The organism is Pleomorphovibrio marinus (genome assembly GCF_003347495.1).
Taxonomy (GTDB): domain Bacteria; phylum Bacteroidota; class Bacteroidia; order Cytophagales; family Cyclobacteriaceae; genus Pleomorphovibrio; species Pleomorphovibrio marinus.
The window spans coordinates 293,298-316,438 of record NZ_QCXY01000007.1 but is presented as its reverse complement, the minus strand read 5'-3'; the positions used below and the strand labels follow the sequence as shown (position 1 = coordinate 316,438).

General features: G+C 43.6%; 10 protein-coding genes. All 10 read right to left on the bottom strand.

Annotated features, from left to right (window positions below):
* Window positions 1–12 precede the first annotated feature (12 nt).
* Entirely contained in the window at window positions 13–1,077 is a 1,065-nt protein-coding gene (locus DB520_RS17815; protein ID WP_198675383.1) for a hypothetical protein, read from the bottom strand.
* The gene (locus DB520_RS17810) at window positions 1,074–3,899 is read right to left on the bottom strand and encodes a glycoside hydrolase family 2 TIM barrel-domain containing protein (RefSeq protein WP_114751117.1); all 2,826 of its coding nucleotides are present in this window, start codon (window positions 3,897–3,899) and stop codon (window positions 1,074–1,076) included. Before DB520_RS17810 ends, DB520_RS17815 begins: the two co-directional genes overlap by 4 nt.
* Complete coding sequence (locus tag DB520_RS17805; protein WP_114751165.1) at window positions 3,896–4,705, bottom strand: phytanoyl-CoA dioxygenase family protein; 810 nt, start codon at window positions 4,703–4,705, stop codon at window positions 3,896–3,898. Before DB520_RS17805 ends, DB520_RS17810 begins: the two co-directional genes overlap by 4 nt.
* 16 nt (window positions 4,706–4,721) lie before the next feature.
* Complete coding sequence (locus DB520_RS17800) at window positions 4,722–7,598, bottom strand: hypothetical protein (RefSeq protein WP_114751116.1); 2,877 nt, start codon at window positions 7,596–7,598, stop codon at window positions 4,722–4,724.
* Between the two features lie 26 nt (window positions 7,599–7,624).
* Window positions 7,625–9,346, bottom strand: a complete 1,722-nt coding sequence (locus tag DB520_RS17795) for a RagB/SusD family nutrient uptake outer membrane protein (protein ID WP_114751115.1) — start codon at window positions 9,344–9,346, stop codon at window positions 7,625–7,627.
* Between the two features lie 11 nt (window positions 9,347–9,357).
* Complete coding sequence (locus tag DB520_RS17790; RefSeq protein ID WP_114751114.1) at window positions 9,358–12,402, bottom strand: SusC/RagA family TonB-linked outer membrane protein; 3,045 nt, start codon at window positions 12,400–12,402, stop codon at window positions 9,358–9,360.
* Between the two features lie 543 nt (window positions 12,403–12,945).
* Window positions 12,946–15,729 (bottom strand): hypothetical protein, encoded by a 2,784-nt coding sequence (locus DB520_RS17785; RefSeq protein WP_232835043.1) that lies wholly within the window; start codon window positions 15,727–15,729, stop codon window positions 12,946–12,948.
* Between the two features lie 431 nt (window positions 15,730–16,160).
* Window positions 16,161–18,437: a TIM-barrel domain-containing protein gene (locus DB520_RS17780; RefSeq protein ID WP_114751112.1), complete on the bottom strand. Its 2,277-nt coding sequence runs from the start codon at window positions 18,435–18,437 to the stop codon at window positions 16,161–16,163.
* 71 nt (window positions 18,438–18,508) lie between these two features.
* On the bottom strand, window positions 18,509–19,957 hold the full coding sequence (locus tag DB520_RS17775) for a DUF1501 domain-containing protein (protein WP_114751111.1): 1,449 nt from the start codon (window positions 19,955–19,957) through the stop codon (window positions 18,509–18,511).
* 5 nt (window positions 19,958–19,962) lie between these two features.
* Window positions 19,963–23,139, bottom strand: a complete 3,177-nt coding sequence (locus DB520_RS17770; protein ID WP_232835042.1) for a DUF1553 domain-containing protein — start codon at window positions 23,137–23,139, stop codon at window positions 19,963–19,965.
* Between the last annotated feature and the right edge of the window lie 2 nt (window positions 23,140–23,141).

The following is a 23,141-nucleotide window of genomic DNA, read 5'->3' as shown; positions in this document are numbered from 1 at the left end:
CTATTGCTTAATTTATTTTTGGTTGTTAAGGATTTCAAGGATCTTCTCATTGTCCTCATTTTTTTCTAAAAGGGCCGAAAGGGCCGACTTGGCTTCATCTGCCAACTTTTGTTCATTCAATATGGCAAGAATCTTCTCCTTTTGGATTTTGTTGGAGTTTTCCAATTGTCCGATAAGCAGTAACTCCACCTCTCTTTCAAGTTCAATCAACTTCATTTTATCCAGCAATGAAAGCTGCAATCGGTATGGGCTGATCAAATAGGTTTCCCAAAGCCATTGTTGCCTTTCTTTCCCGGTAAACATTTCTATTGGCAGTTTTTCAACAAGGTATTGGGAGATAAAGATGTTTTTGCCCCTAAGGATGTTGAGCACTGGGCTTGCGTATTTCTCTTTATCCAATAAATCCCCTTTGAAGACCTTGTCCAAGGCCCAATATTGGTACTTGTGATTTTCACTCTCCAAGAATCTCACTATATCATCCTCTTTGTATATGGATTCTGTATGAGACAAAATGCTTTCGTTAATTTCTCCATGAGCAATGTGCCAAAGGGTATAGCAGGAATAAACTGCTCCTGAAATCACTTCGTTTTGTATGGTCTTGGAAGTGGCTCCTGTTACAGCATCTACCCCGGTGGGTGATTCACTCTCTGTGCTGGACACCAAGTCTTCAGCTGCATACTCCCCTAGCAATGAGGATTCATTCTGCAAAATTCTTTGCAGGTGCTCATAATCATCCTTATTAAAAGGTTCATGGTCATTTTTGGTTAGCCTTTCGCCTTTGGGCACTTTATAATACTGGTAATTCCCAAGAAGATCCCAGTAAAAATCTATATATACCGGGTAGCATTTATTGGAATAACAAACAGGGGTAAAAATTTCGGCCATAAATTGATCGGGTTGATCATTATTGTCATACAACAACCATAATTCATATTGGATGGAATCGGTTTCCACCTGCTTTACCAGCTCTCTTTTAGGATCCACCAGATTTGATGGAAAATGCGTCTTAGGCATCAAAAAGTTTGAAGCAATCATGCCGAAAAAGGCCAATGATATGTATTTATACAATGAACTCATAACTTTATTACCTGGGAATAAGCGGATTTTCCATTTGAATTAATAGCGGCCATTCTGAATTCATAGGACCGGTTAGGCTTGAGCTGACTTACTTGGCAAAAGGACACCTCTGATCGGTTTAAGGTAATAGTATTCCAATTGTCTCCATCCCTTCCCGATTCCCTGTATTGTATCTCATATCCTATAGCCTTTGGAACCGGGAGAAAGGTAACGAGTGCCTCTTTACCTTTCTTGAGAACACCTTTCATCCTAGGTATAGGTGGTACTTGGTCTCCATCTGGAATAACGGTAAAGGTCTTACTCCAAAGGCTATAGGAATTGTTGTCCGTGACCCTTTGAACTTCAAAGGAATAGGGTTTACCATTTTCGAGACCCCGGACTGCCGTAAGTCCCGGAGTTCGGGATTGGAGGATTTTTTCCTCACCATTCTCCCCACGATACCTAACTCTGTAAACAAAGTCGGTTTCCTCTGACGCATATGCCACGAAAAAACCTTCGTGGCTAGGTTCTACATAACGCACAGCAGGAGGGAGAAAGTTGCGTTGGTCCACTTTCACTTCCTTTGGGTCTGAAATAGATTCCCCCATTGAGTTGATGGCCACCAACTGCATATTATAGTTTTGGTCAAGTTCTAGGTTCTGAATATCTATATAACTTTCCCTAGTGGCCGGGGTTTCCTGATCTAACTTATCCTTTCCGTATTTCAATTTATAGGTGGTGGAATGTGGGGATGGTTCGTAAAACACCCTAACTCCTCCCGAATTTTGTGGGACATTATTTTGCTGGGTCCTTCCACCAAAAGCGTGGAATAATATAGGTTTGACCGGTTTTTGGAAATAAATGGCGGTATCCAAAACTATATCCATTTCTGGAGTTACCAAAGCTATTTCCAACGCATGCGCTTGCTCTGTTTTCCATTCGGCCGAGAGGTTCAATAATTGATCTCCAGGCTGTATATCGGGTAAGTTAAAAAAACCGCCATCCATAACTTTTTCATCTGCATCCATTAGTTGGTATACTATTTTGTACCCGCGCATGGGATGTGCGGGTAAGTCAAGTGCGGTCCTTGGACGCAGGGAAATTTCCGCTTTGCTTCCCTCAACGTTTACGTTCAAGGCTCTTATAGGGGCATGTTCTTTTTGAAGGTCAAAAAAAGCCTGCTTTTTCCTCCTATAGGTATCCACCACCCCCCAGGGGCGGTTTTCGGACAATTCTTGGGTACCTACATAGCTGCTCCTGTAGTCGTTATAGGTCCAAATGGATGCACCCACTAGATAAGGAAAATCTCTCAATGAGTCCAATAAGGGTTTGATATCAAGGGTAGCATCCAGGCCTTCTCCAAACTGTCCAATCCCATATTCACTGTAGAACATCACCTTATCCGGATGCTTTTCATGTTGTAGACGAGTGATGGGGGCTAGGTTTTTGCCATATTTATTGAGCAGTCCTATGTCCGTGAACCGGATATAATCATCGTCAAATTGAGCGGTATAGGTTACGTTACTGACCAATCGGGTACTATCTAAGCTCCGGACAAAATCAATGCTTTTTTCCACATATTGCTTGGCACTGGGAAAGTAGCCAATTTCATTACCTGTACTCCAGCCAACTACCGAGGGGTGGTTGTATTGTAGGGTTACCAATCTTTTTAACCAATCGAAGGGTACATCATTATCGGGGTCTGCTAACGGATCATATCCCCAAAGCGGTATTTCGGAAATGATGAGTATTCCCCTTTGGTCCAAGTAATTCAACATTTCCTCCGGTAAAGGCAAGTGTGACAATCTGGCGAAATTGCCATTCAAACTTTTCAGCAGGTCAACATCTCTTTGGATTTGCCATAAAGGCAAAACATTACCCGTGGTTCTTGAATCCGGCACCAGGTTTAGTCCCATTAACCTTACTGACTCTCCATTGAGAAGAAACCTTTTGTTTTCTTCGTCAATTTCGATTTTTCTAAGTCCAAAAGCATCTTTTAATACAGGGGTTTCATGCCCTTTCAAGTTTACAGTGGAATGATAAAGAAATGGGTCATCAAAATGCCAAAGGTGTACATCCTTCTTTCGGATTTGGGTATCGAGCACGATTTCCTGATGGGCTTCTGCGGGAATTGAAGTGGAAAAAGGCAAAACTTGCCGGTATCCGTTATTGGCAGTGAGCACCACGTTTCCTTCTGCCTTCTCAGATCCCCTTTTGAAGTTTTCCAAATACAACCTGATGCTAACTTTAGCTTCGTTATTCTCCAAATCCACCGAGGGGGTAATATGTTGACGAGTAATTCTCAGCCCATCATAAGCTTTAAGCTTCACAGGTCTCCTGATCCCGCCCCAATTCCAAATGGCACCCCTCTTAAAGGTATTATCCGCACAGACAACAAGGGTATTTTCTTGGGTAGGGTGAAGCAGTTCTGTTACCTCAAACTCAAAAGGCAAAAACCCAGAATCGTTTTCTCCTAGCTTCTCTCCATTAAGCCAAACCGTACAGTCATGATAAACAGCCTCGAAATCAAGAATTACATCTTTAGCTTCCCAATCTGAAGGCAATGTGAATTTTTTGGAATACCATCCTTTACCCACATAGTGGGAATATTCATTAAGCAAATCCCAGTTTCCAGGTACCCCAATTTCATCCCAACCTTCGGTATTCATACCTTCTTGGAACCACTCCTCCGATTCGCCCACACTATTGGGGTCCGTTGCGAATTGCCAAACACCATTTAAGGAGTATTCCTCCTCCGACTGCGCAAAGGCAATGGTACCAGCACCTACAACCAGAAATAGGCAGCAAACAATTAATGATATGTTTTGGTTTACCCCTTTCATTTCAGCGAAACGTCACCTTTCTTTTGATTAAATGAGATGCCATCAAAACCTTTTTTGGAATCCTTCAATATTGATCCGGTTGGGACGGTCTGCACTTCCTTGAAACAGGAGGAAGGTTCCTTATATGGGGTGTTGTGTAGGGAGTTGTAGCAAGAAATGATGGACCACCTTGGATGATCTGAGGTGTTGGGATTCGAAGCGTGAAGCAGGTTGCTATGGAAAATCAATGCGTCACCAGGCGCCAATTCACAATATACACGCTCCGATTGCTCTTCATACCTTTGAACCCTATCCAGTTCCGCACCTACCTGCTCCCCCACCTTTCCATGCTCAATCCTTCCCATTTTATGGGATTTAGGCAATACCATTAGACAGCCATTCTCTTTGTTCGCCGGTGTAAGCGCAAACATGATGCTTACCATCTCGTCGGGGAACAGAAAACCATTTTTGTACCAGTACCCATAGTCCTGATGCCACTCCCAGGCTCCCCCTACCTTGGGCGACTTCTGCATTACCTTTGAATGAAAATGTGCAACAGGGCCACCTATGAGTTGACCTATGGCACCGACTACCCTCTCGTCTCTGGAAAGCATACCAAAAGGGTCCTCCCCGGGATCATTCCACAATGCCAGTCTCGATTCATTTCCGTTGGCATCCAACACCGCATAGGTATGTGCTGTCAAGTGGGAATCTTGGGCGGAAGCATTATACAGGAATTCCACCTCCTTTGGAGAAAGAAATCCCCTTAAGACAAGGTAACCGTCTTTATTAAACTCCTCAATCTGAGTGGATGATAATACCTTCATTTTTTTGTAGTTATAGTTATTGCAATTCAATAATTTCAGATTCGTGTAGTTCCCCGTCCCGGTCAATGGCATTCCATTTGAATTTTATGGGTGAATCGCTTTTTTCCACCCTCAAACTGAATTCAAAGGGGTACGTATTGTCTACCTCTTCTTGCCATTCTTCGTCTCCAATCTGATAGGCTAATTGTACCTTGGAAACACTTTTACCGGTGGAAGTACTATAGATATAGAAATCCCTAAGATTCTTATTGCTTACGAAACTCATCCCTGTGAGGGTGCCCAGAGCCGGAGAAGGATACTCCTTTCTATAATACCTTTCCTTTCCTGATGCTGCCACTTCCTCTCTATCCAAATTGCCCGGAAAATCCGGTAGTTGGGATAACCCCTTTATCTTGACAACGGTAATCCCCATCGGGGCAATTTGAATCGGCAGGTTTCCATTTTTCAGTTTTAATGCCCCACCTTTCACATTACCCTCTAAAATCTCATAGGCATATTCTTTTTCAACATCCCACTTAAACACTTCCTTGTTAAGGTGAATCGTATCACTAATCGTAGTAGGAGACGTGTTCATAAAAACGATAAACGTGTTTTCTCCATCCCTCCCAAGTAAATGGTTAAATGCCTTTTCTTTTGTTCTAAATGGGTTTTTGGGCAGCCATAAGCTGACGTTCTCATGATCATGGATATTTCCCGGTGCATGTCCATATACCTTATTCGAAAGGAAAGCATACCCGGGTGAAAACAACGAAGGAAAATCTATTTTCCCCCCTGACCTGTAATAGGCATCACTGACCAAGAAATCCTGGATCAAAGCCACATGTGGCCAAAGATGATTATAAAAAACTGCATTGTACCTAATGTCCAGATAGGGGTGTAAGGGATAGTTGGTTTGCTGGTAAACATTGGTGAAAAAGGAGGTGAAATAATACCCCGGAAAGTTATTGTATCTGCCCAAAATCCCATTGTAGGCGATATTTCTAAGGGTTTTATCGTTCTTTAAGTGAGCTAACCTCAACATGGCTCCCGCTTGATGAAAAAGCATGATGGGGCCATATACATAGGTTCCCGGCTGCTCCGGGAGCAACCCTACCAGGGAAGTATGCCAGGCAGGGACAACTTGTTCTTGGATTCGAGTGGTCATGTCAAACTCTTGCCACTCATAACTGTCCGGTTTAAACCTTCTCCCTGGAAATATACCCTCCACCTTTCCACCTTCGTTTACGGTGATGGCGTTGTCCGGAGCAAATGGGGTCGATCTGGTCCAAAGGGAAAGCTGTTTTGCTCCTTCATATGCAGCATCCAGGTATTTTTGGTCTTGCGTAAGCTCATATAATTCCAGCAACTCTTGCCAAGTAGAGGAATAATCATTCACGAATGTGGCCTGGGCATCCCTAAGCCCGGCATTGGTAGAAAAATCAGTAGGATATTGATGAAAGGTCAAATCCAGGTACTCATCTGCCAAAAGAATTGCCGTGTCTAAATACTCTTGGCCATGGTTCACCAGATACCTGGCAAGATAGTCTTTCCAACTTGCGCCACTTACTTCGGTCTGTAGGTTCAATTGCCTGCTTTTGCCGAATAGCCGTTCCATCTCTTTCGGAAGAGCGGTGTTGTTTTCACCCAAAAGTTGGTGTATGCTGGCCATTTCCCAGAGTTCCATGGCCGGACCCTTAAGGAAGTGTGAGGGGTTTTGAGTCTGCTTTTCAGGAAATGCATTGATGGCATAAAGGTATTTTTCCCTAGACATCAGGTACTCCAACATGGGCAAACCCCTGCGGTCGTATATTTGCTTGCTGTCGGTGGTGAAGGCTATACTTAGTGGGTGGATGGCTGATACGTTTTTTACGGTATTCGGAACATCGAATTTATAATCATACCCCTTATATTCCTCCAACCAACCGGAATAGTAGTCGTCCATGGACAAGTCGATGATATTATGAAAGGTTTCGTTGAGTGAAACCATGGCATTTTGCCGTTCAAGGGGGTATTGCATCACTTTTTGGTACAAATAATCTACGCCTTCCATCCAATTCCCCGATGCTAAGTAATACTGAATGGAAAATTCATGGCTGTTACCCTTCTTTAGGAAAGACTCCTCTCCTCCCATGATAGGAGCCATTACCATGGGTTTGGCCGTACCCTTGTTAGTGCGCAACATCACACCAAACCTCGAGTTGCTTGCCGTGGCAAATCGATAGGGGATTTCTGCAGAAGGAATGGCTAATCCCTCCGTTACTTTATTTTCGGTGGTAAATACGGATGGGGTGGTTGCATAGGACTCTGGGGTTAAAACGGCCTGGTCGGGAAACCGTTTCCAGGACCAAATCAAAGGTTGGTAGAGAAAATCCAATTTGTCGGGAGCCCTTTCTGATATTCCTGAGAACACAGCAGCGAAATATCCATCGGCTTTTGCATCCATTTTCCAGGAGATTTGGGGTACACCTTCCCCATCAGGTAATGAAAGTGTTGCCGAAAATGAGAAAAGTTCACTATCTGTGAAACTAAGCATGATGGAATTTCCTTCCATCTTAAAATTTGTAGGGAATAGGTCAAAGGTTTGTCCGCTTTTCCAAACATTCACTTCATCACCCTCCCCCCAATTGGCTACGGGAGACCCACCTGTAGCCCTCTTCCCGAAACCATATAAGGGGTCTTGGTCAGCATAAAATACCGTGAATTCGCTGGAAATCTTCCTTGCTGTGGATTTATCATCCTTCCTTTGGATGATCCACTCCCCCAATTCCAATTCAGGATTTTTAGATATGGTGTAGGATTGGTTTTCTAAAAGGATTTCATTACCTGCTTTAGGCGTGGGCATATCATAGAAAGCTGGCCCCTTTCCAGGGGCCAGCAATGCCAAAAAGAACACTAAATAATGTATGTTAACCATTAATATTGAACTAATCCTTTAGATTTTTAATAACCCCCTGGGTTTTGCGTCAATGAGGCTCCATTGGCCCTGTAGGTATCTATTTCGGCCTGGGGAATGGGTAATAAGTAATCCCTGGGGTTGTTGAAAACCCGAATGGCATTTGGGAAGCGTGCATCGGTATTCAAATCATACTGGTCTTCAATTCCCGCATAAGACACAAAGCCATCCTCATCGATATGGGGTACATGTTGTGCGTTTGCTGGGTCCAGAATCCTTCCATATAGCCTTACAGGCAATACTTTGTCCGCAATCTGCCATCTTCTGATGTCGAAAAGCCGGAAACCTTCATTGGCAAATTCCACCTTTCTTTCCCTTTTGATCAAGGTTCTAAGGAAAGACTGATCCATGGAGGTTACCGCGGGATAACTTTCTGTTTCACCAGGAGATACCCCATAGGCCCGTGCCCTTACCCGGTTTAAAGCTTCATGCACAGAGGCATCAATTTCATTCAATTCGATTTTTGCCTCTGCATAATTCAATAACACCTCTGCATAGCGCATCAACATGAAATCAGTATCGCTCCACCCTCTATTAATCATCTGAGAAGCCTCGTTGGTGTATTTTTTCCATAAATAACCGCAAAAAGCCGCAGGCCAGATCACAATCCTGGAATCAGTATTTTGTTGCCTTACAGAGCCATCCACATTCCTCACAACTAAACTATCCGGATGACTTTCGAAAATGATACCACCCCATTCACTTTGGGGGGTAATGATTGAGGATTTAAGCCTAGGGTCCCTGTTCTCAAAAGGCCTGGTGGGGTCATATACCGCCGATTGGTCTATGGGCAGGCCATCGGTAGCCTCATAACTATCAATCATGGATTGGGTGGGGACCACCACACTGAATGCGCCAAAGTTTCTAGAACCCTGAGCAGTGGCAAATTGAGGTAAAGAAGTAAACCCATCTCTAAAGGGCATGACCAAGATAGCTTCACTATTACCTTCTCCCTCTGGGGTGAAAAGCTGTTCATAATCCGAATGAAGATTTAGGTTTCCTCCTTCCATCACAGCCAAGGATGAAGTTGCCGCTTCATTGTACCTTCCTGCATATAGGGCTATTCTTGAATGCAGGGTAAGTGCCACATCCCTGAATACCCTATTGGTTTCTGGCGCCGTGGTTGGTAAATGCTGAGCCGCTTCCTCCAAATCTGCAAGAATGGTATCTATAATTTCCTCTTTATCCACTCTGGGCAGCAGCCCCTCCATTGGGTTGGTTATAATTTCATCAATAAAAGGTACATCACCATATAAAAAAACCAGGTAATGATAGTAATAAGCCCTTAAAACCATAGCTTCATACTTGATTTGGGTTAAGCGTTCTGCTGATACCACATCCGCTGCTCTGTCTAGATTATTGATCAGGTTATTGGCTCTTCCTATACCCCTATACATATGGGTATAAATACTAAGAAAACCACCTGTGTTCGCACTATGTGAACCAGCTCCTAGCTCATCAAAGCCGGTAAATCCTCCTCTGACCAAACCTATATCCGTAGCCCCGTTATCCATTGACACCTGAACGGGTAATGTATAACCGCCTAACCATACCAGGGAATTGTAAACCCCCGTTAAAGCCAAGTCCAATTCTGCCTCATTGGAAAAAAAGGTGGCATCCGTGGGTTCGGTGGGGGATTCGAGATCCAATAGGTTCTCGCAAGCTGTTAAACCAAACAGCAATAGGAATGCATATATATATGTTTTCATGACTTTTTCAATTAAAAGGTTAAACTTGCCCCAAGGGTAAATACACGAGCAATGGGGAAGAAGGCCCCTGAGCTTCCATTTGGCGTCAATGGGTTGGTGCCAGGTGGAAGCCCATTGAAATTGGCTAAATTCTGGACAGAAGTAAAGACTCTCAGATTTCTAGCGTTTAACGTTTCCTTAAAGGTTGGGAAATTATATCCTATCGTAAGGTTACGGATGGCCAGGTAAGAGGCATTGAAGACCCATACATCACTGGCCCTTGCATCATTACTACCTGAACTGGTGGGTAATAGAACGGGAATTCTTGCATTGGGTCTTTCCGGTGTCCAGGATTCTTCCACATGCCATTCCTGCACCTTGCCTGCATTCCACAGCGGCATTATAGCATCACCCTGTAACAACAAGTCCCTTCTTCCCACACCCTGAAACATGATGGCAAAGTCAAAGCCCTTATAGTCAGCCGTTAAATTTAACGCAAAACTATACCTTGGAAAAGGATCTCCTATAATTACCCTATCGTCTGGATTGATGACTCCATCCGGGGAATCAGGTACACCATCTCCACTGGTATCTACCGTGGGTTGATCCCTATACCGGATATTCCCAGGAAATACGGTTCCAAATTGGTTGGGAGCGTTATCGATTTCCTCTTGGTTTTGGAAAAATCCCATGGACTGATACCCGAATATACTGTTAATGGGACTGCCCACGGTGGTGATGGCATTACCCTGTATGATCTGGCCTAATCCACCTAAATCCATCACCCGATTCTTGACATCGGAAAAGTTGGCGTTGATACTGTAATTCAATTGACCAATGGCATCTCTCCAGTTCACGTTCACATCCACTCCCCTATTCTCCACCATACCTGCATTCTGCAAAGGAGCAGACAGGCCGATTACCCTTGGAACTGGTAAGGCCAGCAAAATATCCTTTGTGGTACGAATATAGTATTCTACGGTAAAGGTCAATTTATTATCAATCAGTCCCGCATCCAATGCGAAATTTGTGGTTTCCGTAGTCTCCCACATGATGCCCCTGTTGGCAAGGACATTCTGTGCAGCCCCGGTGGCTACCCTATCCCCAAAGAGAAAGTTGCTGTCTCCTAACAGTATATTGGAAGTATAAGGAAAGTCATTCCCAATTTGCATAATGTTTTGACTTCCAATATTTTGATTTCCCAACCTTCCCCAAGAAGCCCTTAGCTTAAATTCGGTAAAGAAGTCCAATGGACTGAAAAATGCCTCCTCCGTAAGTCTCCATCCTGCTGAAAAGGAAGGGAATATGGATACCCTATTTTCCGGTGCAAACCTGGATGATCCATCTCTTCTGAGATTTGCCTCAAAGAGGTATTTGTCTTGAAAGGAGTAATTTAACCGAGAGAAATAGGATACCAAACTCGAATGAGTGGCACTGCCACTATTTCTCATATTGGTTTCGGCACCCGCGTCCAACTGGTCAAAACGTTGAATAATAAAATCCGTTCTGGAAGCTCCAAACTGTTCCCAGTTGGTCTTAATCATTTCATACCCACCCAGAATGGTGAATTGATGATCTTTTATCATCTTATTATAGGTAACAAGACCTATGAGGTTATCCTCAAATATCCGGGTATTGGTGTTACTTAAAGAATTTCTATCTGGCACATTCCGGGTAGACCTTGAATCCCAATCCAGAATGGTGGTGTACATCTGGTTGAAATTCCTATCAAAAATATCCCTATATTCCGGGGAATAGGTAAAACTAATATTCAGATTCTCTATGGGCGAGTAATTCAATCGCATCAAACCCCTGAAATAGTTGTTTTGTCTTCGGTTCAACCCACCGTCCTTTGCTGCCGCTATGGGATTTTGTCCACTCCATCCATCACCCCAGGATCCATCAGAGTGGATGGCCACTTGGGTAGGATCAATTCTAAAGGCATCCAGAAAAATAGGGCCTAGTCCTGCATTTGGCTCTGTGGTCTGTTCCTGGCTGAAATTCAGATCGAAGACCATAGTGAATTTGTCATTGATCTTAATGTCGGAATTGAACCTACCATTGTACCGTTTGAAGTTGTAATTAGACACATTGGCACCTTGATCGGTGTAGGAGATGGAACCCATCAACTGAACGTTTTCCGTGCCTCCGTTCACACTTAAATTATGGTACTGTTGGAAACCACTTTCGTCAAACAGTAAATTCATCCAGTCAGTGTCTGGGTATAGATCTGGATTAGTGGCCATGTTTTGTTGGTAATTATTGATAATGGCCTCATCGGTGTTGGTTGCCCTCAGGAAGTCAATGGCTCCCAAGTAGGAAGGTAGGGTTTGGGGTTGCTGCCAACCCACATTCGTATTATAGGAAACGGTCATCACTCCCTCTTTTCCTCGTTTAGTGGTAACTAGAATTACCCCATTCGAACCCCTGGAACCGTAAATGGCCGAAGCAGCCGCATCTTTTAACACAGAAATATTTTCGATGTCTGCCGGGTCTATATTATTTATGTTACCCTGAATCCCATCTATTAGCACCAGAGGATCATTGGATGCTCCAAGAGAACCAACACCCCTTACCCTTAAAGTAGCACCATCCGCACCCGGCCTACTGCTGGATTGTATGGCTGTCAAGCCCGGTGTCATGCCCACCAATGCCTGGGAGGCTTGAAAAACAGGCTGCCTGGCGATTGCCGCCCCATCTATGGATTCCACTGAGCCTGTCATGTTTATCCTTCTTTGGTCTCCATAACCCACCACCACAACCTCACTAAGGTCACTCATATCTGGGGATAAAGTCACATCTATAGTCGATTGTGAACCGACTCTTATTTCCTGGGTAAAGTAACCCAGAAAAGAAAAGACCAATATGTCGTCTTGACTGTTTACATTAATGCTATACTGACCATCCATATCGGTCACCGTACCACTAGAGCTCCCCTTTACCAAAATGCTGGCACCTGGCAGCGGGGTTTCATTTTCATCCAAAACGGTTCCTGTTACCGTTTCGGATTGACCAAATGATAAATTGACAAAACCAAGTAAGGTAATAGCCAACCATGTTAGTATTGTTGTTCTCATAAATCAGTTATTTTGGTTACAAATTGTCATAATGCGACATTCGAAATTTAATTCTAATTTATCTACATTCAGCGTAACAATAAAGTGTTTATTAAGAAATAATTGAAAATATTTACCGTAACCGTTATCGAAAACGTTTACAATTAAAAATTCAATAACAAATTAGCATCCTTATTAAGAATCTAATAAATGGGGACTTAGCAGAATCAAAGGGATAATCATCGAAAAAACTCGATGAATTGAAGAATTAAGTTGTTTAAAACAAATAGGATCCCATTTTGCAGTAGACGAGCGATGAAATCGAGCCTGTCCTGACGGCAGTCAGGGCATTACGAGAACGTCGCACAGTGGGATCCCCGATAGCTACGGGGCTATCGGGGCTATACGAGATATCTCCCTATAGCTCGGGATGACGGCTGAAAAACAAAGATAAAAAGATGAAAATCCGACTAAACGTCCAACTGGGTCGCTTTAAATTTGATGTCATTTATTTCACAACCCTCTTAGGCATCCTTTAAAAATGATGCCATAGTACATACTGCCTCAAAGTCGGTATTTTTTACTTGTCTCCACATTACCATTTAGGTTTTTGGCGGAAAACCAAAATGAAACCCCCTCTCCCGCTCCCTTTATCGGAATGGTGAATTCAAAGGGGTAATTTTCCTCCTTCAGGCTTTCGACATTACCTTGCTCATCCTCATAAAACAAAGTAACGCTGGAAAAGCGAGCATCATCCTCCTGCAGATAAATATACCCCCTCCGATCGTATTCTCCCAGATTGATCACCATGGCCCGTCCATTACCAAAATCAAATTCCAATAGGTGATTTTTGGAGGCTGGCACTTTCGACAATATTTTTTGCTGAAATCCCACCTTTGGTGAAAGTCCTTCCACCCTGACCGCTGTAATACCATTTCCAGGCACCTCTACCTCTAATGAGGACACACTTACTTTAGAGGCTTTTCCCTCGTCTGAAAGAACGTCTATTCCTTTAATAGAGCCAATGGCCCATTCAGGACTAACTTTTACAGTGGAAGTTACGGCCTCTTCAAATTGGTTCATAAAAGCTAAAAAAAGTCCGCCTTGATTATACCCCGATAGGTAGTTCAATTCCGGATGGGAAACGGTCAATAAATTTTTTGGCATCCACAGGTGCACTCCATCCTCTTCATAAAATTCCCCCGGTTTACTACCGTAAAATTTATTTTGCAAATAGGCATATCCTTCTATGTATTCTGATGGAAAATTGATCTTTCCCTCGGCCCTAACAAACGCATCTGTGACCAAATAATCCAACAGCATACTGGCCATGGGCAGGATATGGTTATAATGGAAGGAATTAATGCTTAAGGCTTTATGTTCCCGCAAGGGATAATCAGGCTTTTCATAAGCCGTAGTGCGTGCGGTATTAATATGGTATCCCGGAAAATTTTGATACCTGCCTATAATTGCCGATTTGGCCACTTCCTTTAAAAATGGATCATCGGAGTAAAATCCCAACCGCAACATCCACGGCGCATAATTCGCCATAAAAATAGCGCGGTGACCTTGACTGGTACCTGACGATTCAGGAGTCAGCCCAATTTCAGAAAGCCTCCATGCTTCCACTTCTTCTTCCGGAAAATACATTTGCTCGTGGCCTTTTGATTTCAAGTACCAGTAAAGCGGGGCTTTTCCGCCCTCGTTTACCAAAACTTGCGTATCCGGTATGGCAGGTGACATCCAGGTAAACATGGTATATCGCCTGGCACCGTCATGGGCTGCCTCTAAGTACCGATTGTCTTGTGTGATTTCATATAATTCGGTCAGATCCACCCACCTGTGGGTAAACGCATTCCAGAAAAATGATCCCGGGGAATACGGATCCGCAAAATCAGTCTGTTTGGTTTCGATCCTTTTCTGGAGGTATTCATCTGCACCGGAAATGGCCAGTTCAAGGTGTTTTTCATCCTTGGAGGCCTTGTACAAATGCATGGCATTTACCCAAGAATCTCCCTTTTCAGCTACATCCAAATTTCGGATGCGACTCCCCGAAAATTCCATTTTAGCCAATTCCAAGAAAAACTCATTGGATTGGCCAAGTATGTTATGTAACGAGGTGAGTTCAGAAACTGGAGCTATAGGCCCGGTCATGCTTCTAGATGGATGCTGGATTTTTTGTTCGGGATCAAGCGAAAAAAGAAATTTTTCCCTGGACAACATGTACTCCAAGGTGGGATAGGCCCGCTGTTCGAACATCGCCGGGTCATCCATCACAATAGCCAGTTCCAAGGGATTCAAACTGGAAACATTCTTTACCGCACCCGGTACATCCGTGGAATAGGCAAAACCCTTTAATGAATCAATAAACCAAGCATAATCAGACATGGAATAGTCCACCATATTTTCAAAGGTCCGGTTCAGTGATATCGTCTCATTTTTCCTGTAATTCCTGAAACCAAAATCACTTCTCGCAATATTTTCGTAGGCTTCATGGATTTTTCCGGGTTCAATCACCAAATAGGATTTAAATTGAAAGGTTTCCCCCGTTTTCATCTGGGATCCTTGCCCTCCAGGCACCGGAGCGAATAATTGAGGCTGTGCTTTTCCTTCCTTATTTCTAACCATAACACCAAACCGACTGTTTGTGGACAAAGGCAAGGGATCAAAAGGAAATTCGGCTGAAGCTGCCATCACTCCAAGTGAATGGGTACCGTCATGGACCAGTGCTGTAGGAATCGGGCAGCGAAAAGCCAAGGTCATAATTGGTCTTTCGGGAAACCGCTTTTCCTGCCAAACCAGTGGTTGCCATATTTCTGTTACTGCGGAAAGCGAATATTCGGGCGCACCGGTATATCCTACAGAGAAAAAGCCGTCTATTTTGGGTGAGATATTAAAAGCGATGGAGGGATTCCTTCCTTCCAAATCGGAGATTTCCGCTGAAAATTGAAACCACTCATGATCATCAAAAGTAAGGTGGATGGCACCTTCTTTCATTTCCATGTCCGATGCACTGATAGAAAAGACAGTTCCTGCATTGAATGGATTTGAGCTTCTTTCGGCTGCCTCACCTTCTAGAATAGCATCATCAAACCCATCTCCTACCGAACTTTCACTTCTTTTCACTTCATCCAGATCCGCATCCTTTCCCTGGTAGGCTGTCCAAGTGATGATATTATAGGGTACCCCCTCTATGCCTGCAGGCCTCATGGCCATTTTAGGATCCTCCTCACTATAGATGATTGAAAAGCTAGGTCGAAATTTATACGTGATATCGCTCTTGCGGATGACTATCTGGTTATCTTCTATAAAAACTTTATCCTGGTTACTGGAATTACAACCAACCATTAAATAAAGACTAAGAACGACACAGATTTTTGAAATACAATTCATTGGTGATTTATTTTACATTTAAATTGGAGAGTATTAGTTTTATACTTAAAAATCAAAATTGATTTTTTTGGGTCAGTTTTAATTCCGGCAATAAGACAAAATTTATTTTATCGGGGCCAATTTGTCGCGACTGCCATCGGGATAACTACTGCTCGATTTAATGATGCCTTGCTTGTTCATGTATTTTGCTGCCGTATTTTAACCTGGATACTTTGTAATATTACTTCCTGTAAATGAATGTCTTACAACTTTTTATTGGCCTATTAATTTTATCTTTGTTTTATTCATCCTGAAAGTGATGTTTTTTGTTGAATTTTTATTTGTAACGATTTGAAAACAACCAGTTAACATCACTTTTCTTAATTTTTAATTTACTTATTTAAGTTTTACTTTACTGTATAGTTATGACCTGCGTTCAGGTCAAATTCGTAGGCGTGCCGCACCCATTTTCCTGTCACTTGCTCTTCCCTAGTATTGTCCGTAACAATAATATGCTGCCAATCCGGCCTCTCTACCGCAATAGTGCTGGCCGTATCACCATCCTTATCATAAAATACCGTTGTCGCATTTTCGGAAACGGGATATATTCTAGCTTTCAAACCATCGCCAGCCTTTTCTATAACCACGCCAGTGCCACCCACGAATAAGGGGACCTTTTCCAGTGGCAATTCAAAATCCGACAGCATCACCGGCCCTTTATATACCTTTCCTGTTTCGTAATCTATCCATTTACCTTCAGGCAGATAAACATTCCTCGTAGTTGCGGTTTTATAATCTTCGCCGTAGAGAGGGGTTGCCAGCAGGGCATCACCGATCATCCACTGATAGCCACGATCTTTATTATTTTCTCTTCCATGTACAGCCGGATCATCTGGAAAAACTAACGGTAACGGAGCCATGCTCCATGGAAATCCATCATGATAAAACCGGATCGCTTGACTGTAAATATAGGGATGCAAACGATTATGTAAGTGCGCTGCTTTCAGCATCACGCTGTCAACTTGTGCATCCCTGAAGTGCCACGGCCCTTTGCCCATAGCCATTGTTGGATGCACAGACGCCCACATTGCATTGCGCATCATATATTTTTTTATCCGCGGGGACACATCACCATCGAAATCCATGCCCCCAAACAAGCCCCCAATTAGGTCAGGATAGGAAAAAGGCAGACCGCAATATGGATAGATGAGCGTATTGATGGCTCCCCGATCCTGATCCTGGTCGTAATTAAAGTCTTCGATGCGGTGCATTGAACCGGGAGATCCAAGGTAATTGTTCCTGAGCATGATCAGGTATCCTTTTTTTATGAGCGCTTCATTAACAGGATTGAGCTTGTCGTCGCGGAGCAAATACCGTCCGTAGCCATAAATATCCTCCTTGAATCCATCAACACCCCATCGGTCGCAAAGGTCAACATACCAAGCTACCGCTTCTGGATTCTGTGTGTCCAGGATATAAATCGGCTTTTTCGGAAATCCTATTTTGAATAACTTAGGCGCCTCACCCTCCATCAGGAAATATCCCTTTTCTACGCCTTCCTCACTGAAGGGACCTCCGATTACAAAAGCGATTCGCAATCCCAGCAGGATTTTTAGATCCTTATTGTGGAAATAGTCAATCAGGCCTTTCGGATCCGGATATTTCTCCGGATCCCACATGCCGAAACTGGTAGTGGCATGAAAAAGGCTGTCATGTTGGGGCCAGAACCCGGAACCAATGATCATCCATTGCAGCGGATATCCCAAATCCAGGTAATGATCTACATCTTCCTGAACCGATCTGTGATTTGTGTTCCAACCCAAGGCGCCCCAGGCTTCCCAGCCCAGGCCGAACAGTTCGTATTCGGGTTTCATCACCGGATAACCTGCCTCGTTTCTGAGTTGAAGCCAGGAATTGTAGATTTGATTAGGTTCACCAAAAAAGAAATAAAGTTGATCTATTGATGAAGCAGTATTGCTCCCCTGAATTATTTCCTCGGCAGTACTACGCACAATTTTTGAGTGAGGATAGATATTGACCCAGGCAAAGCGATTAACCGGATAGATTGCGAAATTGCTGATAAGCCGTTCCCTCCCACCTTTTGCCCTGAAATCATTGTCTTCAAACCCGGTGATTTCCGTACCCTTACCTTTGGTAACCGAATCATGCCAGCCCGGAATAATGTGTTGAATTAAATCATCTCCCAAACCATACCCGGGAGAAATGCCCCCCGCACGGAACAGAATGGAATACATGCCTTCCGTTTCCGGTATCGCCTTAAATTGGGCGCTATGTTCCGATAATGTTATTTCCACCCTGCATTTTGATCCGTCTTCCGTATCCACAGAAAAATAATAGGTAAGTCCATCGCGACCTTCATAGTACGTCGAAACGGCATCAGACACCTGATTCGGTGATTCGCCCATTTGGAAACCACTCACTTCATGGAGAGGTACCATCACCATGTCATTAGCATCCTGAAAACTGAAACGAAATCCTTCCTTATGCAGTAAAAAACGGTAGGCCCCCATGTCAATGGTAAATTGACTACCAGTATCCTGAACCTTTCCTGTTTCCTCTTTGCAGGAATAAAAGACAAAAATGAGCAAAAAGACAGAAACCAGGTTTATGAGGAATGTTCCATTTCCCTCCCTGATTCTCCTGCCTACCATTAATTTTTTCATACTAACCCCCTGTTTATTTTATTATTCCCGTATAGGTATATAAGGTAAGAAAATGCAAGTTTTCGAGAATTTTAAATCAAAAGCGGTTTTACAACCTCCCCATGAACATCGGTCAGGCGATACCTCCGGCCTTGGTGCTTAAAATTCAACCGTTCATGGTCTACACCCATCAAATGCAGTAGGGTAGCCTGAAAATCATGTACATGCACTGGATCCTTGATAATATTATACCCTAGTTCATCCGTTTGTCCGTAGGAGAATCCTTTTTTCACGCCGGCTCCAGCCATCCACATGGAAAAGCATTTCGGATGATGATCCCTGCCATAAGTTGTCTTGGTTATCTGACCTTGAGAATAACTGGTTCGCCCAAATTCACCTCCCCATATGACCAAGGTATCATCCAATAGACCTCGCTGTTTTAAATCCTGAATCAACCCCGCAGTGGGCTGGTCTGTACTTTTGGCCATGGTTTGGATATCATTGGGAAGATTTCCATGCTGATCCCATCCTTTATGGTACAATTGAATAAATTTGACATTTTTTTCAGCCAATCTTCTTGCCAAAAGGCAATTGGCCGCATAGGTTCCGGGAATATGCACATCCGGCCCATACATCTCCAGTACATGGTCCGGTTCTCCGGAAATATCCATGGTTTCCGGTACCGAAGTTTGCATCCGGTAGGCCATTTCATATTGGGCTATTTTAGAATTGATTTCCTCATCTGGGTTGGATTCAAAAGTATGTTCGTAAAGGGCTTTCAAATGATCCATGTACTTGGACCGGTCTTCTCGACCTATGCCCGGGGGATCATTTAAATAGAGTACAGGTTCTTTTCCTGACCGGAATTGTACGCCTTGATGCAGAGAAGGCAAAAAACCATTTCCCCAGAGCCTTCCGTAAACAGGTTGGGCACCTGACCTTCCCTTGGAGACCAAAACACAAAATGCAGGTAAATTCTCATTATCACTTCCCAGTCCATAACTCACCCATGACCCAATAGATGGCCTTCCTGCCTGTTGGGAACCCGTCTGGAAAAAGGTAATGGCCGGATCATGGTTAATGGCCTCCGTGTGCATGGATTTAATGACACAGATTTCGTCAGAAATCGAAGCAATATGCGGCAAAAGTTCACTTATATACAACCCTGATTTACCCCTCCTTTCGAAACCAAATCTTGAACCTATCATAGGTAGGGATTTTTGCCCTGACGACATCCCCGTCAATCTTTGTCCCTGCCTTACGGAATCCGGAAGTTGTTCCCCTGTCCGCTTAATCAGTTCCGGTTTAAAATCAAACAGTTCAAACTGGGAAGGGCCTCCGCTTTGAAACAGATAAATGACCCTCTTCGCCTTGGGTGGAAAGTGGGTACCTCCCACAATTCCATTTTGGGGGTTCGCTAGGGCATAGGAAGAAATGGGGTTGGCCAAACTGGCCAATGCCATTCCTCCAATTCCCAACCCAGCCTTGGTAAGGAATTCCCTCCTGGAATAATGGTTCACAAGTGAACACAATTCTGACATAACCTTTATTGTTTGGTGTAAAAATCGAAATGATTAAACATTAAATTAGCTACCATGGTAAGGGCTGCTGTTCTATCCAAGGGCAGATCCCTGTCTAGCTTTGACGCACCTACGTTTAGCAATGCCTCCCTGTCTTTTTTATTTGTCCGAAACCGATCCAGTTCCATCGAAAACATTTTTTGAAACAGCTGCATTTCCTTTTCTGAGGGTTTTCTTCCAATGACCCTTCGAAATCCATATACCAATTGATCTTCCAACTGATTGCCCGCTTCTTTTTGCATTTTTTCTGCAAGGGCACGGGAGGCCTCAATGATCTGCGGATCATTCATCAAGACCAAAGGCTGTAAAGGGGTATTGGTTTCCTGTCTCTGCACCGTGCAATCCTCCCTTCCCGGCACATCAAAGGTGGTCATTGCAGGTGCAGGTGAAGTTCTTCTGATAAAGGTGTACATACTTTTGCGATATAGATCTTTCCCTTTGTCGGGACGATAGGTGAGTAAAAAATTGGAAAACTCACCTTTTTCTTCCCACAATCCTACCGGTTGATAAGGTTTAACACTTGGCCCCCCTACCTCCTCCACCAGGAGCCCGCTTGCATGTAAATAACTGTCTCGGATAAACTCCCCTAAAAGCCTATGTCTCGGACCTCTTGCTAAATAAACATTGTCCGGATCCAGCTCCAACAATTCATTGGTTGCCAAGGATTGCTGCCTGTAAGTGGCAGAAGTAACCATTTTCCTCACCAGGGCTTTAACATCCCAACCTGATTCTATAAAATCCACTGCCAACCAATCCAATAGTAGAGGATGGGAAGGCAAGTCTCCCTGACTTCCAAAATCGCCTACCGTAGGGACTATTCCCCTACCGAAAAATTGATTCCAATACCTGTTTACCGATACCCTACTTACCAGTGGATGATCAGAATGGGTAAGCCATTTTGCCAATCCCAGTCTGTTTCTGGGCCATTCTTTCTCTAAAGAGGGTAAAACAGAAGGAACATCCGCCTGCACTTCTTTGGTAGGCAACTCGTATTCTCCCCTATCCAAAATGTAGGTTTTCCGAAGATGATCTCTTTCCTTCATGACCATTACTTCTTTCTTGCCTTCGAGCATTTTTAGCTGCTCCTGTCTTAATATTTTCAAGGATTCATCCTTGTTCCGGGCCTCCTTATTTGTATGATAATCCAGGTGTCTACCAATTTCAGAAAGTTCATATTCTTTGAGTTGGGAAGTAGTACCGTAATGATGCAGTTCAGCTACCTCAAGTTCTGTCAATACCCTATCATAAATATACAGGTCATCCAAGCCTCCCGTATAAATCCCATTATCCCCACCGAAGGCCCTATAGCTTCTGGCGAGCCTTAAGGGCCTGTTTACAGGCATCCCCCTACTATCATTGACAGGCAAAATACTTTTGTATAGGTTATCCCTCAGAGTCTCCAAAGGTGCTGGTTTCCCATCGATGTATACTACCGTCCCATCAGCAACCGCAGAACCATCATAGGTAAGCGCAATGTGGCTCCAGTCTTCCATTTTAATTGGATCCTTGGTGATTATATGGATGCAATTATGGGGCAAAGCATTGATAATCCGTACCTGTACCCTATTGGTGCTGTCCAAAAAAACTTCATATCCCCTGAAGAAATTGTTTTTATTTCCGGAATTAGCTAAAAGAGACCGATAAGGTTCCCTGCTTTCCGGTTTAGCCCAGAATGAAAATGAAAAGGCAGAAGTCATTTCAAATAGGCCCTGTTCGGGAATTTCCAGAAAGTCCAATTCATTTTTAAAACGCATACCCTTGCCGCCGGGAGAAGGGATGATTTCCGGACTGCCTTTAACCTTTGCCATAACCTTACCGGATGGGTCAAGTATACTGCCATTTCTATATTCCCCTAAATCAAAATGGGCCATCAAACCCAATTTTAATGTCTTTTCAGGTAACCATTGTGGAGCTAAGCTGCCCTCTTTCACTTCTGACAAGAATTTTTGTTGTGCCTTGACCTTTTCTTCTTCCAATGAACGAATTTTGGCTTTTAACCTATTCAGGTCCCTTTCCTCATCATCTTCCAGATACAACAACAAGGGCCCCGAATTCCCATCATTTCCCGTCATACCCAACTCATCCATATTGTTGAAAAAAGCTGCCATACTAAAATAGTCCTTTTGAGAAAGCGGGTCGAATTTATGGTCATGGCACCTGGCACAATCTAGCGTCAACCCCAAAAAAGCCTTCCCTATGGTTTCTGACCGATCAAGTACATATTCCAAACGGTATTCCTCATCGATAATGCCTGCCTCGGAATTGGTCTGGTTGTTACGGTTAAAAGCAGTTGCCAAAATTTGCTTTTTGGACGGATTGGGTATCAAATCACCAGCCACCTGCCATTCAATAAATCGATCATAGGGCATGTTCTCGTTAAAGGCCTCAATAACCCAATCTCTCCAAGGCCACATCATCCTATAACCATCTGCATGCAAGCCATTAGAATCGGCAAACCTTGCGACATCTAACCAATCCAAGGCCATTCTCTCTGCATAGGCGACCGTCGACAACAAATTATCTACCACCTTTTCATAGGCGTTGGGAGATGTATCATTTAAAAATCGGTCTACTAAATCCAAATCTGGAGGCAAACCTGTTAAATCCAAACTAACCCTTCTAATTAACCTCTCCTTTTCCGCAGGTGGACTGGGCTTTAAATTGATTTGATCCAATTTGCTCATCACAAAATAATCAATTTCATTGTTGGGCCAGGTCGGGTCTGAAACCTTTGGTAAAATATTTTTTTCCGGTTTGATGTATGCCCAATGAGGCTTGTAGGTGGCGCCTTGCTCTATCCAACGAACAATGATAGCCTTTTCTCTGGAAGAAAGGGTGAGGTTGGATTGAGGAGGAGGCATCATTTTCTCCGGATCATCGGAAACCAACCTTTCGTAGACATCACTTCGATGAAGATTTCCCGGCGATACAGCCACTTTGTTTTTATTATCGGCTAAAGGCCCATAAGCCCCTTCTGCCATATCCAGGCGCAAACCTGCCTCTCTGGTGTTGGGGTCAGGACCATGGCATGAAAAACAACGGTCTGACAAAATAGGCTTTACATGAATATTGTAATCAATTTCCGAAGGTATGGAAGTCTCCGCCTCCAATATTTCGGCAGGCTTTTCTACACCGCATGACATTA

Coding starts and splice junctions, on each gene's coding strand:
- DB520_RS17815 (WP_198675383.1), bottom strand. CDS start 1,077: ATGAGTTCATTGTATAAATACATATCATTGGCCTTTTTCGGCATGATT.
- DB520_RS17810 (WP_114751117.1), bottom strand. CDS start 3,899: ATGAAAGGGGTAAACCAAAACATATCATTAATTGTTTGCTGCCTATTT.
- DB520_RS17805 (WP_114751165.1), bottom strand. CDS start 4,705: ATGAAGGTATTATCATCCACTCAGATTGAGGAGTTTAATAAAGACGGT.
- DB520_RS17800 (WP_114751116.1), bottom strand. CDS start 7,598: ATGGTTAACATACATTATTTAGTGTTCTTTTTGGCATTGCTGGCCCCT.
- DB520_RS17795 (WP_114751115.1), bottom strand. CDS start 9,346: ATGAAAACATATATATATGCATTCCTATTGCTGTTTGGTTTAACAGCT.
- DB520_RS17790 (WP_114751114.1), bottom strand. CDS start 12,402: ATGAGAACAACAATACTAACATGGTTGGCTATTACCTTACTTGGTTTT.
- DB520_RS17785 (WP_232835043.1), bottom strand. CDS start 15,729: ATGGTTGGTTGTAATTCCAGTAACCAGGATAAAGTTTTTATAGAAGAT.
- DB520_RS17780 (WP_114751112.1), bottom strand. CDS start 18,437: ATGAAAAAATTAATGGTAGGCAGGAGAATCAGGGAGGGAAATGGAACA.
- DB520_RS17775 (WP_114751111.1), bottom strand. CDS start 19,957: ATGTCAGAATTGTGTTCACTTGTGAACCATTATTCCAGGAGGGAATTC.
- DB520_RS17770 (WP_232835042.1), bottom strand. CDS start 23,139: ATGTCATGCGGTGTAGAAAAGCCTGCCGAAATATTGGAGGCGGAGACT.